Annotated in this window: 14 protein-coding genes; 8 read left to right on the forward strand and 6 right to left on the reverse strand. The window is 45.6% G+C overall.

The genetic code is table 11. The features are described 5' to 3' along the window. Window positions 1-88 precede the first annotated feature (88 nt). The 3 genes from ICN17_RS03500 to ICN17_RS03510 all read left to right on the forward strand — a co-directional run bounded on the left by ICN17_RS03500 (window position 89) and on the right by ICN17_RS03510 (window position 5,982). The gene (locus ICN17_RS03500) at window positions 89-1,630 is read left to right on the forward strand and encodes an efflux transporter outer membrane subunit (protein ID WP_216236151.1); all 1,542 of its coding nucleotides are present in this window, start codon (window positions 89-91) and stop codon (window positions 1,628-1,630) included. Window positions 1,631-1,799: 169 nt separating this feature from the next. Then, complete coding sequence (locus ICN17_RS03505) at window positions 1,800-2,939, forward strand: efflux RND transporter periplasmic adaptor subunit (RefSeq protein ID WP_216236657.1); 1,140 nt, start codon at window positions 1,800-1,802, stop codon at window positions 2,937-2,939. A gap of 7 nt (window positions 2,940-2,946) precedes the next feature. Beyond that, complete coding sequence (locus ICN17_RS03510) at window positions 2,947-5,982, forward strand: efflux RND transporter permease subunit (protein WP_216236152.1); 3,036 nt, start codon at window positions 2,947-2,949, stop codon at window positions 5,980-5,982. A gap of 31 nt (window positions 5,983-6,013) precedes the next feature. Here ICN17_RS03510 and ICN17_RS03515 read toward each other — a convergent pair whose 3' ends face one another. From ICN17_RS03515 to ICN17_RS03525, 3 genes are read right to left on the reverse strand one after another with little or no spacing between them, the layout of a single operon-like run. Then, on the reverse strand, window positions 6,014-6,676 hold the full coding sequence (locus ICN17_RS03515; protein WP_216236153.1) for a glutathione S-transferase family protein: 663 nt from the start codon (window positions 6,674-6,676) through the stop codon (window positions 6,014-6,016). Window positions 6,677-6,696: 20 nt separating this feature from the next. Further along, complete coding sequence (locus ICN17_RS03520; protein WP_216236154.1) at window positions 6,697-7,197, reverse strand: flavin reductase family protein; 501 nt, start codon at window positions 7,195-7,197, stop codon at window positions 6,697-6,699. A gap of 10 nt (window positions 7,198-7,207) precedes the next feature. Next, on the reverse strand, window positions 7,208-7,504 hold the full coding sequence (locus ICN17_RS03525; protein ID WP_216236155.1) for a hypothetical protein: 297 nt from the start codon (window positions 7,502-7,504) through the stop codon (window positions 7,208-7,210). A gap of 87 nt (window positions 7,505-7,591) precedes the next feature. On the opposite strand from ICN17_RS03525, the gene ICN17_RS03530 reads away from it, so the two are divergent. Then, entirely contained in the window at window positions 7,592-8,575 is a 984-nt protein-coding gene (locus ICN17_RS03530) for an MDR family oxidoreductase (RefSeq protein ID WP_216236156.1), read from the forward strand. A gap of 12 nt (window positions 8,576-8,587) precedes the next feature. Here the strand turns inward: ICN17_RS03530 and ICN17_RS03535 are convergent, their stop codons facing one another. Beyond that, on the reverse strand, window positions 8,588-8,764 hold the full coding sequence (locus tag ICN17_RS03535) for a DUF1289 domain-containing protein (protein ID WP_087908686.1): 177 nt from the start codon (window positions 8,762-8,764) through the stop codon (window positions 8,588-8,590). 39 nt (window positions 8,765-8,803) lie between these two features. Between ICN17_RS03535 and ICN17_RS03540 the strand changes: the two genes are divergently transcribed. Further along, complete coding sequence (locus ICN17_RS03540) at window positions 8,804-9,889, forward strand: MBL fold metallo-hydrolase (protein WP_216236157.1); 1,086 nt, start codon at window positions 8,804-8,806, stop codon at window positions 9,887-9,889. Here the strand turns inward: ICN17_RS03540 and ICN17_RS03545 are convergent. Beyond that, window positions 9,801-10,256: a PhaM family polyhydroxyalkanoate granule multifunctional regulatory protein gene (locus ICN17_RS03545; RefSeq protein ID WP_216236158.1), complete on the reverse strand. Its 456-nt coding sequence runs from the start codon at window positions 10,254-10,256 to the stop codon at window positions 9,801-9,803. The two genes, ICN17_RS03540 and ICN17_RS03545, sit on opposite strands and share 89 nt — an antisense overlap. A 74-nt stretch (window positions 10,257-10,330) precedes the next feature. On the opposite strand from ICN17_RS03545, the gene ICN17_RS03550 reads away from it, so the two are divergent. Continuing rightward, window positions 10,331-11,395: a homocysteine S-methyltransferase family protein gene (locus ICN17_RS03550; protein WP_370625941.1), complete on the forward strand. Its 1,065-nt coding sequence runs from the start codon at window positions 10,331-10,333 to the stop codon at window positions 11,393-11,395. Next, the gene (gene metH / locus ICN17_RS03555) at window positions 11,392-14,142 is read left to right on the forward strand and encodes a methionine synthase (protein WP_216236159.1); all 2,751 of its coding nucleotides are present in this window, start codon (window positions 11,392-11,394) and stop codon (window positions 14,140-14,142) included. Before ICN17_RS03550 ends, metH begins: the two co-directional genes overlap by 4 nt. Here the strand turns inward: metH and ICN17_RS03560 are convergent. Further along, a complete protein-coding gene (locus ICN17_RS03560) occupies window positions 14,139-14,456 on the reverse strand; it encodes a DUF1840 domain-containing protein (protein ID WP_216236160.1) in 318 nt (105 codons plus the stop codon). The genes metH and ICN17_RS03560 overlap by 4 nt on opposite strands. A 35-nt stretch (window positions 14,457-14,491) precedes the next feature. On the opposite strand from ICN17_RS03560, the gene argS reads away from it, so the two are divergent. Then, complete coding sequence (gene argS / locus ICN17_RS03565) at window positions 14,492-16,219, forward strand: arginine--tRNA ligase (RefSeq protein WP_216236161.1); 1,728 nt, start codon at window positions 14,492-14,494, stop codon at window positions 16,217-16,219. The last annotated feature ends 10 nt before the right edge of the window (window positions 16,220-16,229 follow it).

Here is a 16,229-nt window from a genome sequence, read left to right on the forward strand (position 1 = left end):
TTAATTAGTTAAATCAGGGCTTTGCAGGGCTCCGATTGTATTTCTGTGTTCAAATAAGTCTTGTAAAAGAGGATATTTGCTGCAATTCATGTTTCTGTCGAAAGTGTTTCCACTCTCACGTTTGAACTTACTTCTGTTGATTTGTACAGGAGTGCTGTCTGCTTGTGCGGCCGGTCCTGATTTTAAGCAACCTGATGCTCCAAAGACTAAGACGTATACAGAGGGCCCTCTCTCTCCAAAATTAACCACTGCTCCTGGAGTGCCCGGTGGCACTCCTCAAGAATTTGCCGAGGGGGCAGATATAGAGGCGCAATGGTGGGAGCTTTATAAGTCTCCAGAGCTAGATGCTCTGATCAAAAAAGCACTTGAGCAAAACCCAAATTTAGGTGCAGCAGATGCAGCATTGCGTGCCGCACAAGAAAATGTGAGCGCTCAAATTGGCGGCCAATATTTTCCAGCAGTAAGTGTTGGTGGCGCAGCTAATCGACAACTTCAGCCAGCCGGAATTTATGGCCTGCCGTATGGTTCAGACACTTATAATCTTTACAACACCTCAGTAAATGTAACTTATAAGTTAGACGTCTTTGGGGGTGCGCGCCGTGCAGTCGAGGGTGCGAGAGCCCAGGCTGAAGTTGCTCAGTTTCAACTAGAGGGAGCATATCTTTCTCTAACCGCTAACGTAGTCACAAGCGCGGTTAAAGAGGCAGCCTTGCGTGCGCAAATGCAGGCGACAGAAGAAATCTTAAAAGCCCAAATCAATTTGGCAGAAGTAACAGAGAAGCAACTCAAGATTGGTACGGTTAATAAAGTTGATTTGACTTCCCAGCAAACTTTAGTGGCAAGTTCACAAGTTGATCTATTTAACTATGAAAGAAATTTAGCCTTTGCTCGTAATCAGTTGGCAGTACTTGTTGGTGAGCTGCCTAGCAACGCCAATGTTGCAAAGTTTGATCTCTCAAATTTGCACTTGCCTGAAAAGTTACCGCTCTCTGTTCCGTCAAGTCTAGTGCGTCAGCGCCCCGATGTACGGGCTGCAGAGGCTCAACTCAAGGCGCAGAACGCATTTGTTGGCGTGGCTACAGCAAATTTATTACCGCAGTTTAATATCACTGGCTCAATTGGTTCCGCTGCGCTGACCTCAGCTGCATTATTTGGCCCCAACTCGGCATTGTGGTCTATTGGCGGCGGAATTTTGCAGCCCCTGTTTCAGGGTGGTCAGTTATTAGCGCAGCGTCGTGGCGCAATCGCAAATTATGAGCAAGCAGCTTTTCAGTATCAGTCTACGGTCTTAAATGCTTTTCAAGAAGTGGCTAACTCATTACGCGCCCTCGAGACAGGTGCACAAGCTCTAAAGGCAGCATCAGACGCAGAGCGTTACGCCTTTGAAACACTCGACTTAGTTCAGCAGCAATATAAATTAGGTACTGCTAGTTATTTGGCAGTCCTGTATTACCAAAATCAGTATCAACAGGCAAAAGTGAAATCAGTCGCGGCTCAAGCAACTCGTTTTTCTGATACAGCAGCATTATTTACAGCATTGGGTGGTGGTTGGTGGAATCGTGAGGGCCCCGCTTTTAAACGAAAAGACATAGCGAACAAAAATCAAAATGAAACTTCTGGAAACAATTAAGAACAAAGTCATTGCTATCGTTCTTGCCTTGTGGGCATGGATGAAGTTAAAGGCGGTCGAGTGGAAATTACGTGAGAGAGTAATTGCGCTGTGGGAAAAAGCTAAAGCTTTTTATGCCCGCATGGGTCAGAAATGGCGCGGTACCAAGATATATGCAAAGTTGATGGCTATGGAACCATTGCCGCGACGTATGACTATTATGTTGTGTGGCGTTTTATTATTGCTGGGATTGATTTTTGCTTTTAATCAATTCAAGACTTTCATGATTAAGCATTTCATTTCAGGAATGGGATTACCCCCAGCAACAGTTTCAACAATGGTGGTCGTTACTTCTGAATGGCAGCCTAAACTCACTAGCGTTGGTAACGTGCGTGCCTTTAGAGGGGTGGAGTTGAGTACGGAGATTGGCGGTCTAGTATTAACCGTGCCCATTAAATCTGGGCAAGATGTTAAAGAGGGTGAGTTATTAATTAAATTGAATGACGCCTCTGATGTGGCACAACTCAAATCCTTAAAGGCAATGGCTGATCTTGCCAAAGTCATTAATGAGCGTGATAGACAGCAGCTTGCTATTCAGGCAATTAGTAAAAATGTATTTGATACTAGTACGGCTGATGCAAATTCTAAGCAGGCACAAGTTGAGTCTCAAACAGCTCTGGTTGCTAAAAAGAATTTGAAGGCGCCATTTAGTGGGCGTGTAGGAATTGTGTCGATCAACCCTGGTCAGTACGTTAATCCGGGCGACAAGCTCTTAACTTTGCAAACCTTAGATCCTATTTTTGTAGACTTTAATTTGCCACAAAGTAATGCAGAGCAAATTCGAGTGGGCCAAGAGGTGACTGTCACTACGGATGCATTTAAAGATGCAAGCTTTACTGGCAAGATTACTGCCGTTAGTCCAAAAGTCGATACCAATACTCGTAATCTTCAAGTTGAGGCACAGCTTACTAACCCCGATAAGAAAATTCTTCCCGGAATGTTTGCTAATGTAAATATTAAGGTTGGCGAACAAGTGAAATTATTAACCTTGCCTCAAACAGCAGTGACCTATAACCCATATGGTTCAACAGTATTCATTGCCAAGCCTACAGGCAAGAAGGATAAGCAAGGCAATCCAGCATTAGAGGCTCAACAAGTCTTTGTTACCACCGGGGCAACCCGAGGTGATCAGGTAGCAATTCTCAAGGGGGTTGAAGAGGGCGCGACGATTGTGACCAGTGGTCAGCTAAAGCTGAAGAATGGCACGCCACTCATCATTAATAACAAGGTGCAACCATCGAATTCACCTGACCCTAAGCCACAGGAATAGTGAGTAGATGAATTGGACTGACATATTCATTCGCAGACCAGTGCTTTCACTGGTCGTGAGTGCGCTCGTCTTGGTGTTTGGTTTAAAGGCTATTGGATCTTTGCCAGTCAATCAATATCCGCAAACGCAGAATGCGATTGTCACCATTACTACCGCTTACTATGGCGCTGACCCAGAAACCATTGCAGGTTTTATTACGCAGCCACTTGAGGCTTCTATTGCGCAGGCGCAAGGGATTGATTATTTATCGTCAGCCAGTGTCAGTGGCGTTTCAACGATTATTGCCACACTCAAGTTGAACTACGACTCTAATGCGGCATTAACGCAAATTCAGACACAAATTAGCGCGGTTAAGAATCAATTGCCACCACAAGCCCAGCAGCCGATATTGACGGTTCAAGTAGGTCAGTCTACTGCTGCAATGTACATGGGTTTTTATAGCGATGACATACCCAACAATGCGATTACTGATTATTTGTTACGAGTTGTAAAGCCCAAACTAGATTCGGTTGAGGGCGTACAGAATGCAGAAATCACAGGCGGCAGAAAATTTGCCCTACGCGCTTGGCTAGATCGCGAGAAGATGGCTGGTCTCGGAGTGGGTGCTGATGATGTCTATAGCGCACTGTCTGCTAATAACTATTTATCAGCAGTAGGCAGCACTAAAGGCGATATGGTGGCGGTCGATTTGGTTGCAGGCACTGATTTACACACGCTAGAGGAGTTTCGTAAGCTAGTAGTCAAAAAAGATGGCGTGAATATCGTGTATCTCGATCAGGTGGCAAATGTCACCTTAGGATCTGAAGACTACAACACCAATGTTGCCTTTAGCGGTAAGAAGTCGGTATTTATTGCTATCAAGGTTGCACCTCAAGCCAATTTATTAGACGTCGCTCAGCGAGTGCGCGATGTAGTTCCTGGTATTCAGAAGCAATTACCCATTGGTATGACTGGCAAGATTGTCTATGACTCTACCAAGTTCATCACGAGCTCAATTGATGAGGTAGTTTCTACTTTGATAGAGGCTTTGGTCATTGTGACCATCGTGATTTATCTCTTCTTGGGAAGTGTGCGTGCAGTTGCAGTCCCGGTAATTGCAATGCCACTCTCACTCATTGGTACATTCTTCTTAATGCAAGTGCTGGGTTACTCTATTAATTTGCTAACCCTCTTAGCTTTAGTGTTGGCAATTGGTTTAGTGGTTGATGACGCCATCATCGTGGTTGAAAACGTTGATCGACACATGAAAGAGGGTAAGTCTCCATTAGAGGCTTCACTAATTGCCGCTCGTGAATTAGGTGGTCCGATTTTGGCGATGACAGTAGTTTTGATTGCGGTGTATATCCCAATTGGCTTTCAGGGTGGATTGACTGGTGCGCTCTTTACGGAGTTTGCCTTTACTTTAGCTAGTGCAGTCGCTGTCTCAGGTCTGATTGCATTAACGCTTTCACCGATGATGTGTTCGCGCATTTTTACTGAAGAGCAAGAAGCATCTTCTTTTGTACAAAAGATTGACCGGGTTTTTGATAAGGTTCATCACAGCTATCAAAGTACTCTGCGTAACTTACTTAGTACGTGGCAAGTGATTATTGTGATGGGGGTAATTCTTCTAGGCGGTGTCGCGTATCTTTACGCTACGGCACGTGCAGAACTAGCCCCGACTGAAGATCAGGGCATTGTATTGATGCAGGCATCTGGCCCACCGAATAGTACGGTCAATCAAATGCAGACTTACGCAGATCAGATTTATGCGATTGCTAGCGCTGAACCAGAATATGAGCAAGCCTTCCAAATCACCAGCCCAACTTCAAGCTTCGGCGGTATCTTATTGAAGGATTGGGGTGAGCGGTCTCGTAATGCTACAAAGTTCCAAGAAGATATGCAGCAGAAGTGGAATACGATTGCCGGCGCTCGGGTGGCAGCCTTCCAGTTTCCCGCCTTGCCTGGAGCCCAAGGTTTCCCGGTGCAGGTAGTCATCAATACCACTGAATCGTATGAGCAACTGAACGAGGTGTCTCAGGCAGTTTTAGATAAAGCACGTCGTTCCGGAAACTTTTTCTATGTAGATTCAGATTTGAAGATTGATAAGCCACAAGATGTTTTGGTGATTGATCGCGAAAAAGTTGCTGCTTTAGGAATGACTCAGCAACAGGTTGGCTCAGCATTGTCTGCTGCTTTAGGTGGCGGTTATGTGAACTACTTTTCAGTAGCGGGTAGATCATATCGCGTGATTCCGCAAGTAAAGCAGACGGACCGTTTAAACCCAGACCAGATTTTGGATTACTACATTCGTACGCCAAGCGGGGCAATGATTCAGGCTCGTACGATTGCCAGCATTAAGCAGCGTGTTGTTCCTCAGTCAATCAACCACTTTCAGCAATTGAACTCTGCCACGATTGCAGGGGTCAGCACCCCATTTATTTCACAGGCAGATTTATTGGAGTTCATGCGTCAAAGCTTAAAAGAGGTTGCGCCCAATGGTTACAGCATGGACTATGCTGGTCCATCACGTCAATTCATGGCTGAGTCCGGCGGCTTTTTGGTCACTATGTTCTTTGCGATCTTGATCGTATTCTTGGTTCTTGCTGCCCAGTTCGAAAGTTTCCGTGATCCGATTGTGATCTTGGTATCAGTGCCGCTTGCCCTTTTTGGTGCACTCATCTTTATTAACTTGGGCTTTACTACCTTAAACGTATATACCCAGGTAGGCTTAGTGACACTCATGGGCCTGATAAGTAAGCACGGTATTTTGATTGTTGAATTTGCTAATGAGCTACAAGAAGCGGGTCGCAGCAAACTCGATGCAATTATTGAGGCAAGTAGCGTGCGTTTAAGGCCAATTTTGATGACTACTGCGGCGATGGTATTGGGCGTATTACCTTTGGTGATTGCCTCTGGCGCAGGTGCTGCAGGCCGGCAATCCATGGGTATTGTGATCTTTACTGGCCTATCAATTGGCACGCTATTTACTTTGTTTGTCGTGCCTGCAATGTATCTCTTTATTGGTGCTGATCACCACCAGAAGAAATTTAAACAAGAGTAAAGTGCAGCAAGTGACGACTGCTCAATATCGCCTATTTAATGATGTTGAGCTCTTTTTCAGCAATATCATTAAAGTAAGTTTCTTTTTCTAAACGCTTAAGCCATGCATCAATATTTTTGAGATCTGCACGTGCGCCAGTTTGCTTTGGGAAAGTGTTATTCAGGAGAATCCAGCGGCTCACAGAAAGTCCAAGGGCAATATCACCAATATGAAATTGATTGCCAGAGCAATACGGTTGCGTGCTCAGAGTTTGATCAAGAAGACCTAGTAATTGATTTGTATTTTGATACGCTTTTTGAATGGCGACATCATTACGTTCCGCTTCGGGCGTTCTAGTGAGGCCCAAAAATGCAACGCGCAAGGCAGGCCACATTGTTCCGAGTTGCCAGTCTAGCCACTTTTCGGAGCTGTATTGAGCATTAATATCTGTTGGGAACCGTTTGTTTTTGTCATGCTCTTTGGCAAGGAAGCGCAAGATGGTATTCGATTCCCAAAGAATGAGATCGCCCACCATTAAAGTAGGCACAAGGCCGTTGGGGTTCATTTTTAGGAATTCAGGGGTACGGTTGATGCCAAAGTGAAGTCCAGCATCAATCCGTTCAAAGTCTTGACCTTCTTTTAGGCCTAACTCAGCAAAACACCACAACACTTTCTGAACATTGATAGAACTTTTACGACCCCATAAACGCATCATGACAGTTCCTTAAAGACCATTTAAGTAATTTTTGTTTCTGTGAAATCAAGGCCAACAAATTTACTGCGAGCAAAAATGAGCGGCTCTTTATCTGGATGATTCTTTAAGTTAATCACTTTGGCAACAATAATGTTGTGGTCTCCGCCTATATGCACGGAAACAGTTTCACATTCATAGTAAGCAACACAATCATTAATCTGAGTAAGCCCGCTAGCAGCTAACTGATGTCCAACATTGACAAATTGCTCCTGCTTTACGGTAGCAAAATGCATGGCTAAATTTTCTTGTGAGCGTTCAAGTACATGGATAAGATGTTTCTTTCCCACCTCTACCCAAGGCATTAAACGAGAATGCCTCTTAAGGCTCCACAGGATGAGGGGTGGCTCAAGAGAAACTGAGTTAAATGAGCTGATGGTGATTCCGTGATGACCTTGATTTTCATCAATGCAGGTAATGACAGTGACCCCAGTAGCAAATGATGCGAATCCTTTGCGTAGCTCTTGTGAGGTAAATGGGGCCATCAAACTTTGCTTACTTTGCTTCTACTTTAGCTGCAGGAGCGATAGTTGTCCCTGGGATAGGAATTAATATTTCATTATCTTGGGCCTTCACACATTTAAAGCGATATTCCTTGCCTGCTTTAGATAAGAAGCTAGCACCTTCATAGAAATCATTTCTACAGGCTTTGCTAGCAAAGTCCATGACATCCTGTGGATCAGCGCTGGAAGAAATTAAGCGCATATTACCCATAGACATATTGATTTGAGTCGAATAGCACCCTGTGAGCATCAAGCCAGAAATCGCAGTTAATAGTAGAATTTTTTTCATGGAAGCCTCCATAATGAGCAATGCTCGTTAGGATAAACCTATTAAGCATTTGTTGCGGGAAAATGCCCCGTTATAAAAGGAAGAGACATGTTTAGAGCAATATTGGTGAATAAGGATGAGCGGGGCTATCGCGCAGAGTTGGGACAGGCTGATGAGGCTAGCCTACCGGAGGGGGAAGTTCGAGTTAAGGTTCTTTACTCCACCCTGAACTACAAGGATGGCTTAGCGATCACTGGTAAAGGTCCCGTGGTGAGAAGCTTTCCAATGGTTCCAGGAATCGATTTTGCTGGTGAGGTGGTAGAGAGTACTAGCCCAGACTTCAAGACGGGAGAGATGGTGCTCTTAAATGGCTGGGGAGTGGGTGAGGGACATTGGGGTGGTTTGGCGCAGCAGGCTAGAGTCAAGGCTGATTGGTTAATTCCACTTCCTAAAGGCTTTACGGCTAAGCAAGCATTGGCGATTGGCACGGCTGGTTACACCGCCATGCTGTGTGTCATGGCATTGCAAAAACATGGCCTTAAGCCGAGTGATGGCGAGGTGTTAGTGACTGGTGCCGCAGGCGGCGTTGGAAGTTTTGCTATTACCTTATTAAGTAAGCTCGGTTTTACTGTTGTCGCTAGTACTGGCCGAATGGCTGAGGCAGATTATTTAAAGAAATTGGGTGCAGCTGAAGTGATTGACCGCACTACTTTATCTGCCCCAGGCAAGCCTTTAGCAAAAGAGCGTTGGGCGGCAGTAGTCGATAGCGTTGGCAGTCATACCCTGGCCAATGCTTGTGCACAAACAAAGAGCGATGGTGCGGTGGCAGCTTGCGGGCTTGCTCAAGGTATGGATTTCCCATCCAGTGTTGCACCATTTATTCTGCGTGGTGTGACCCTCTATGGCATCAATAGCGTAACCGTACCGCGTGCAAAACGAATCGCTGCTTATGAGCAATTGAGCAAATTAGTTGATCTAAAAACTTTAGATGAAATCTCTCACGAAATTACTTTAGAAGAATCTTTGAAGTATGCGCAAGAGTTAATGGCGGGTAATGTACGTGGTCGCTTAATTGTGGATGTAAATAAGTAAGCGCCTATAAATTTACTCTGGTGTTTGAGGTTTGCGTGAATTCAGTTTGGACCAAACCTCAAGCTTCTCGGGATTAGAAAGATCAGACCAATCTGCAATTTCCGTAAGTGTGCGATAGCATCCGCGGCAGTAGCCGTTTTCAGGATTGATATCGCACCAATTGATGCAGGGTGATGGGACAGTTGTCAAAATAAACCTAATAGCAATTCAATAGAAAAAATTCAGACCATGAGCACTCAAAATCAGGCAAAAGCAGAAAGTGCTATTCATTATCCATTAGGAGAGGCGCTACCTGAGCTTGGCAGCACCATTGAGATTGCGCCAGGGGTTCGTTGGCTCAGAATGAAGCTGCCATTTGCCTTAGACCATATCAATCTCTGGCTTTTACGTGATGAAATCGATGGCATTGCTGGATGGACGATTGTGGATTGCGGCATTGCAAATGAAGATACCAAAGCTTCGTGGGAAAAGATTTTTGCGACTCAGTTAGATGGTTTACCTGTTCTTAGGGTGCTTGTGACACATATGCATCCAGACCACGTAGGTTTATCCCAATGGTTGTGTGAGAAGTGGAAAGCACCTTTGTGGATTTCCATGACTGATTTTTTAACTGCCCAGTGGCTAAGCTGCAAAGAGGGCGGTGCTGCTATTGGGGCACGTGCCGGCGGCGGTGGATCTGCAGATCATTTTCAGAAGCATGGTTTAACTGCACCAGAAGATTTAGAAAAAATTCGGGCACGTTTTAATTACTACAGCAATATGGTCCCCGGTATGCCTCGTCAATATCGTCGCATTATGGATGGCGAGACTATTTTGATTGGCAGAAAAAAATGGCAGGTCATCATGGGATATGGACATGCACCAGAGCATGCCTCACTTTTTTGCAAAGACTTAGGAGTGTTGATTTCCGGAGATATGCTCTTGCCACGCATCTCAACGAATGTCAGTGTCTTTGATGCTGACCCAGATGCTGATCCATTGGGGCTCTATTTGGATTCTCTTGATGATTACTTATCCCTGCCTGATGACACTTTAGTATTGCCGTCGCATGGCAAACCATTTACAGGGATGAAGCCACGCATTGCACAGCTGAAGGCGCATCATGACGACCGTTTGGCAGACACGCTTGGCGCATGTAAAAAACCGGCACATGCTAGAGAGATAGTGCCGGTTTTATTTAAGCGTGAACTAGATATTCATCAACTTACTTTTGCTATGGGTGAAGCTATTGCCCATCTGAATTACCTACTTCGTCGAGGTAAGTTGGATCGCCGGCTTTGCGAGGACGGCGTGTTGAGGTTTTCCGTGGTTTAGCCTTCACATTGCTTGTTTTAGTGTTTGATTCTTCATTTGGTGCTGTTGCTGCAGCGCCCGCTGCGGATACCGCATCTCCAAATGACTTTAGGGCCATCATCGTGGCGTGCTGTACTTCTAAGCCTTGAATAGTGGACTTGAGAATGTTGAGGTTCAAATTGAGCCAATTCTCAACACTTTTGAGGTCCTTAATGCGTTTTTCTAGCTCGTCAATGTCTAGGCCTGGAAAGGCTGAGGCAAAGCCGCCAGCGGCTTTAGAGGCATCTGTGGTGAATGGAAATTGCCCAGCTTGACCTGCGGCACCCTGTCCCCACATGGTTTTAAACATTTCAAGGCTTTGATTAAATTCTGGAATTGTTCCAAACATACCTACTCCGGGTTAAATGAAAAGTGGCTTTTCCAATAGAATAAGGGATTCTAGAGATTTATCCCGGTTAATCAATGCAATCTAATGGTATGTCCCAGCCTTACACCCGTGGTCAGGCACTTCCCGAGCTATTGAAGCAGCGTATCCTGATTTTGGATGGCGCCATGGGCACCATGATTCAGCAATACAAATTGACTGAGGCTGACTACCGTGGTTTACCTGGTAACACCCGATTTGCTGATCATCCTGGAGATATCAAAGGCAATAACGAGCTCTTGGTTTTGACCCAACCTCAAATTATTAGCAAGATACATGAGCAGTATTTAGATGCTGGTGCCGACATTATTGAAACCAATACTTTTGGCGCCACCTCAGTTGCTCAAGAAGATTACAAAATGGCTGGACTTGCGCGCGAGATGAATGAGGTTTCCGCAAAACTTGCTCGCGCAGCTTGTGAAAAATATAGTACGGCCGATAAGCCCCGTTTTGCTGCTGGAGCAATTGGTCCTACACCAAAGACAGCCAGTATTTCTCCCGATGTCAATGATCCGGGCGCGCGTAACGTCACCTTTGACGCTCTTCGGGCTTCTTATCGTGAACAGATTGAAGGTTTGTTTGCAGGCGGCGTAGATTTATTTTTAGTCGAAACTATTTTTGATACGTTGAACGCTAAGGCGGCATTGTTTGCGTTAGATGAATTCTTTGAAGAAACGGGTGAGCGTTTGCCTGTAATGATCTCTGGAACAGTAACCGATGCCTCCGGACGAATTCTTTCTGGTCAAACAGTGGAGGCGTTTTGGAATAGCTTGCGCCACATTAAGCCCCTAACATTTGGCCTGAACTGCGCGCTAGGCGCTGCTTTGATGCGCCCTTATATTGCTGAGCTCTCACGCATTTGTGATGCTGCAATTTCTTGTTACCCCAATGCTGGCTTGCCGAATCCGATGAGTGATACCGGCTTTGATGAAACGCCTGACATTACTTCAAGCCTAGTCGATGGTTTTGCTAAAGATGGACTGGTGAACTTGGTTGGTGGTTGCTGCGGTACAACGCCTGATCATATCCGAGCAATTGCCAATGCAGTTGCGAAACGCAAGCCACGCGCTTTTTATCGCGAAGATTCTGAGGCGGCGGCATGAGTAAGCTAGATAAAAAATCAATGCCAGCGATGAAGCTTTCCGGCCTGGAATCATTTAACGTTACACCAAATGTTGGTTTTGTGAATATTGGTGAGCGTACTAACGTAACAGGCTCCAAAGCATTTGCTCGCATGATTTTGAACAATCAATTTGATGATGCACTCGCAGTAGCGCGCCAACAGGTTGAGAATGGTGCGCAAGTGATTGACATCAATATGGATGAAGCGATGTTAGATTCTGAGGCGGCCATGGTGCGTTTCTTAAATCTCATTGCTTCCGAGCCTGATATTGCTCGGGTTCCAATCATGATCGACTCATCTAAGTGGAGTGTGATTGAGGCTGGCCTGAAATGTATTCAAGGTAAGCCGATTGTGAATTCAATCTCCTTAAAAGAGGGCGAAGAGCCTTTCAGACAACAGGCGCGTTTGATTCGTCGATACGGCGCCGCATCTGTAGTCATGGCCTTCGATGAGCTTGGTCAAGCCGATACATTCAAACGCAAAACAGAAATTTGCCAGCGTTGCTATGACATCCTGGTGAATGAACTTGGCTTTCCTGCAGAAGATATTATTTTTGACCCGAATATTTTTGCGATTGCTACCGGTATTGAAGAGCATGATAACTATGCGGTTGACTTTATTAACGCTACGCGTTGGATTAAAGAGAATCTTCCGGGTGCTAAAGTCAGTGGTGGCGTCTCTAATGTGAGCTTCTCATTCCGCGGTAATGATCGTGTGCGCGAAGCTATTCATACCGTGTTTTTGTATTATGCTATTCAAGCTGGCATGGATATGGGCATTGTGAATGCTGGTCAGCTGGGCGTTTATGCTGATTTAGATCCAGAGCTGCGTGAGCGCGTTGAGGACGTGGTCCTGAACCGCTTTAAAGAGAAGGATGGCAAAACACCAACTGAGCGTTTGTTAGATATCGCCGATCAATTTAAAGGCGGTGGCGCTAAGCAGGTAGAGAACTTAGCATGGCGTGAGGCACTAGTGCGTGAGCGCTTAACGCATGCACTAGTCCACGGCATCACTACGTTTATCGAAGAAGATACAGAAGAGCTGCGTGCTGAAATCATGGGCTCAGGCGGTAGACCAATCGAAGTAATTGAAGGCCCACTCATGGATGGCATGAATGTCGTTGGTGATTTATTCGGTGCCGGAAAAATGTTTTTGCCTCAAGTAGTCAAGAGTGCACGCGTCATGAAGCAAGCAGTTGCGATTCTGATTCCTTATATTGAGGAAGAGAAGCGCCAACATGTTGCTGCTGGCGGTGAAGCTAAGGCTAAAGGCAAGATCGTGATGGCTACTGTGAAAGGTGACGTGCACGATATTGGTAAAAATATTGTGACTGTGGTCTTGCAATGTAATAACTTTGAAGTTGCCAATATGGGTGTCATGGTTCCTTGTGCCGAAATTCTGAAGCGCGCTAAGGAAGAAAATGCCGATATCGTCGGCCTTTCTGGTTTGATTACACCGTCACTTGAAGAAATGACTTATGTTGCTCAAGAGATGCAGCGTGATGATTATTTCCGTGAGCGTCAGATCCCATTGATGATTGGTGGCGCAACAACCTCACGTGTGCATACTGCCGTGAAGATCGCTCCACATTATGATGGCCCCGTGGTTTATGTGCCAGACGCATCTCGCTCAGTATCAGTTGCTTCAAGTTTGCTTTCTGATGAGAGCGCTAAGAAATTTATTCAAGATTTGCGCGATGACTATGTACGCATTCGTGAGCAGCATGCTAATAAGAAGGCAGCCCCAACAATTTCTTTAGAAGCCGCCCGTAAAAATCGTGAGCTTATTAATTGGTCTTCTTATGTTCCAGAAAAACCAAAATTTATTGGCCGTCGCGTGTTTAAAAACTTTGCACTAAGCGATATTGCCAAATATATTGACTGGACGCCATTCTTTCAGACCTGGGATCTCGCTGGTAAGTTTCCAGCTATTTTGGATGATGAGGTTGTGGGCCTTGAAGCGCGTAAAGTGTATGAAGACGCCAAGGTATTGCTCGATAAATTGATTAAAGGTCAGTGGTTACAGGCCGATGCAGTAGTCGCCTTCTATCCTGCCAATACGATTGGTGACGATATTGTTTTGTATAGCGATGAGGCGCGCGAACATCCACTATTCGTGTGGCATAACTTGCGCCAACAGGCTGAGCGTCCAGTGGTCGATGGAGTGCGCAGACCTAACCGTTCTTTAGCAGACTATGTTGCTCCAAAAGATTCTGGTATCGCTGACTACCTCGGTTGTTTTGCAGTGACAACCGGCCATGGTGTAGAGAAGAAAGTTGCAGAGTTTCAAGCCAAGCATGATGACTACAGTGCGATTATGTTGAAGGCTTTAGCTGATCGCTTGGCTGAAGCGTTTGCTGAGCTGATGCATCACCGTGTGCGCACTGATTTGTGGGGTTATGCCACAGATGAGATTTTGACGAATGATCAAATGATCAATGAAGAGTACCGTGGTATTCGTCCTGCACCAGGATATCCGGCATGCCCGGCTCATGAAGTCAAAAAAGATTTACTAAGAGTGATTGGCTCTGAAGATATTGGTATGACCTTAACTGAGTCAATGGCCATGAACCCCGCTTCTAGTGTGAGCGGTTTTTATCTCGCTCATCCAGATGCGCGCTATTTCAATGTGGGGAAAATCTCAGTCGATCAGATTGAAGATTTAGCTAAACGTCGTAGCGAGTCCGTCGAAGATATACGTCGTCAACTAGCAAGCTTAATAGATTAAACGCCCCACATCACGGGTTCGTCTTTAGCTTTAGCCTGCTTCATTAGTTCTAGGAATGGATAGGCCCGCTGCCCAAGACGATCAGTCAGTTTTGGTTTTTCAGTAGATTCTTTGGCTTCATCCTGCGTTTTAGAGCGCTCTTCAAGGTCTTTCAGGATGGCAGTCTCTAGAGCTGTAATAAGCGCAGGGAGATGCTCAACCGTGAGGATTCCACGGGGCTCTAGCGGACGACCCAAAATATCGAAAATTCGCTTGGCCAAATCCCCCAGCATAATGACGTCTGGACCAGCTTTTGAGCGAAATTGATAGATCATTTCAATAGCTTACCACCTGATAAACTCACTCTTCTATGTTGTTAACCAATAAAAATCGTTTAATTGAGATGCTTAGTAGTGCGCTTGGGAGCCTAGCTCAGGAGCGCGGCTTCGACCAGCCACTACCACCTCGTTTAGAGCGCCCTAAGGCGGTTGATCACGGTGACGTCGCTTGCAATATTGCACTTCAGTTATCTAAGGCTTGGAAGCTCAATCCGAGAGAGCTGGCCCAGGCTTTGGTGGAGCGCTTGCAAAAAGAGTCCGGATTTGACCAGCTGATCACATCATGTGAAATAGCGGGACCTGGATTTATCAATTTCCGCTTAAGTAATGCTGCCAAAACGGCAGTAGTCAATGAAATCTTGACGGAAGGCACTCATTTTGGAGAGTTGCCAAAAGGGAGTGCTTCAGTGGCCAGCGCCATGATTGAATTTGTTTCAGCAAATCCAACGGGTCCATTGCATGTTGGTCATGGCAGACAAGCTGCACTTGGCGATGCGCTAGCAAATTTATTAGCCACCCAGGGAATCAAAGTACATCGTGAGTTTTATTACAACGATGCTGGTGTGCAAATTGCGAATCTGGCCTTATCGGTTCAAGCCCGTTTGAATGGCTTAAAGCCTGGCGATGCAGCCTGGCCAGAGCAGGCTTATAACGGTGAATATATTGCCGAAATTGCAGCCGCTTTTAAAGCCTCTTCACAATATCAAGAAGATCTTGAAGCTATCCGCCAATTTGCAGTTGCTTATTTACGCAATGAACAAGATATTGATTTAAAAACCTTCGGCGTGCAATTTGATTGCTACTATCTAGAGTCCTCTTTGTATGCCGATGGCAGTGTGGCGCAAATTGTCGGTGACTTACAAAGTATTGGTAAGACCTATGAGTCTGAGGGCGCATTGTGGTTAAAAACTACAGAGGATGGCGATGATAAAGATCGCGTCATGCGCAAGTCAGATGGTAGTTTTACTTACTTCGTTCCTGATGTGGCATATCACACCAGTAAGTGGAATCGTGGTTTTCATAAAGTAATTAATGTGCAGGGAAGTGATCACCATGGCACGATAGCCCGCGTCCGCTCTGGCTTACAAGGCGTGGCGCAAAAGCGTGGCTGGGATATTCCAAAGACTTATCCAGATTATGTGTTGCACAAGATGGTGACCGTGATGCGTCATGGTGAAGAGGTAAAGATTTCTAAACGTGCAGGTTCATATGTCACCGTGCGTGATTTAGTGGAATGGTCTGGTGGTGTGACTCCTGAAATGAAGCCCGAAGAGAGGGAATTGGCCTTGCAACGCGGTCGTGATGCAGTACGTTTTTTCCTGATCTCACGTAAAGCAGATACTGAATTTGTATTCGATATTGATTTGGCCTTGCAGCAAAATGATGAGAACCCTGTGTTCTATGTTCAGTATGCGCATGCGCGTATCAACTCCATCCTGCAACAGTGGGGTGGAAAAATTTCTGATTTAGCCTCAGCCGATTTATCTTTATTGCAAAGCAAAGCATCAGACCATCTATTGCGTCGTTTGGCTGAGTACCCTGAGGTGCTGACTGATGCTGCGGCTGAACTAGCCCCTCATGCGCTTGCTTTCTATTTGCGCGACCTTGCAGGAGATTTCCATACCTTTTACAACGCAGACCGTGTATTGGTAGACGATCAGAATCTGAAAGCAGCTCGTTTGGCGCTACTATTGGCAACCCGCCAAGTGTTGCAAAATGGGTTAAAAGTATTAGGGGTATCTGCACCCGTTAAGATGTAATAGCGGCGTA

Source organism: Polynucleobacter sp. 73C-SIWE, assembly GCF_018882465.1.
GTDB lineage: Bacteria > Pseudomonadota > Gammaproteobacteria > Burkholderiales > Burkholderiaceae > Polynucleobacter.

Bases quoted from the DNA above. Each gene is read 5' to 3' on its own strand.
- ICN17_RS03560 (WP_216236160.1), bottom strand. From the start codon at position 14,456: ATGATCTATCAATTTCGCTCAAAAGCTGGTCCAGACGTCATTATGCTG.
- ICN17_RS03500 (WP_216236151.1), top strand. From the start codon at position 89: ATGTTTCTGTCGAAAGTGTTTCCACTCTCACGTTTGAACTTACTTCTG.
- ICN17_RS03530 (WP_216236156.1), top strand. From the start codon at position 7,592: ATGTTTAGAGCAATATTGGTGAATAAGGATGAGCGGGGCTATCGCGCA.
- ICN17_RS03540 (WP_216236157.1), top strand. From the start codon at position 8,804: ATGAGCACTCAAAATCAGGCAAAAGCAGAAAGTGCTATTCATTATCCA.
- metH (WP_216236159.1), top strand. From the start codon at position 11,392: ATGAGTAAGCTAGATAAAAAATCAATGCCAGCGATGAAGCTTTCCGGC.
- ICN17_RS03515 (WP_216236153.1), bottom strand. From the start codon at position 6,676: ATGATGCGTTTATGGGGTCGTAAAAGTTCTATCAATGTTCAGAAAGTG.
- ICN17_RS03550 (WP_370625941.1), top strand. From the start codon at position 10,331: ATGCAATCTAATGGTATGTCCCAGCCTTACACCCGTGGTCAGGCACTT.
- ICN17_RS03510 (WP_216236152.1), top strand. From the start codon at position 2,947: ATGAATTGGACTGACATATTCATTCGCAGACCAGTGCTTTCACTGGTC.
- ICN17_RS03545 (WP_216236158.1), bottom strand. From the start codon at position 10,256: ATGTTTGGAACAATTCCAGAATTTAATCAAAGCCTTGAAATGTTTAAA.
- ICN17_RS03505 (WP_216236657.1), top strand. From the start codon at position 1,800: ATGGAACCATTGCCGCGACGTATGACTATTATGTTGTGTGGCGTTTTA.
- ICN17_RS03525 (WP_216236155.1), bottom strand. From the start codon at position 7,504: ATGAAAAAAATTCTACTATTAACTGCGATTTCTGGCTTGATGCTCACA.
- ICN17_RS03520 (WP_216236154.1), bottom strand. From the start codon at position 7,197: ATGGCCCCATTTACCTCACAAGAGCTACGCAAAGGATTCGCATCATTT.
- argS (WP_216236161.1), top strand. From the start codon at position 14,492: ATGTTGTTAACCAATAAAAATCGTTTAATTGAGATGCTTAGTAGTGCG.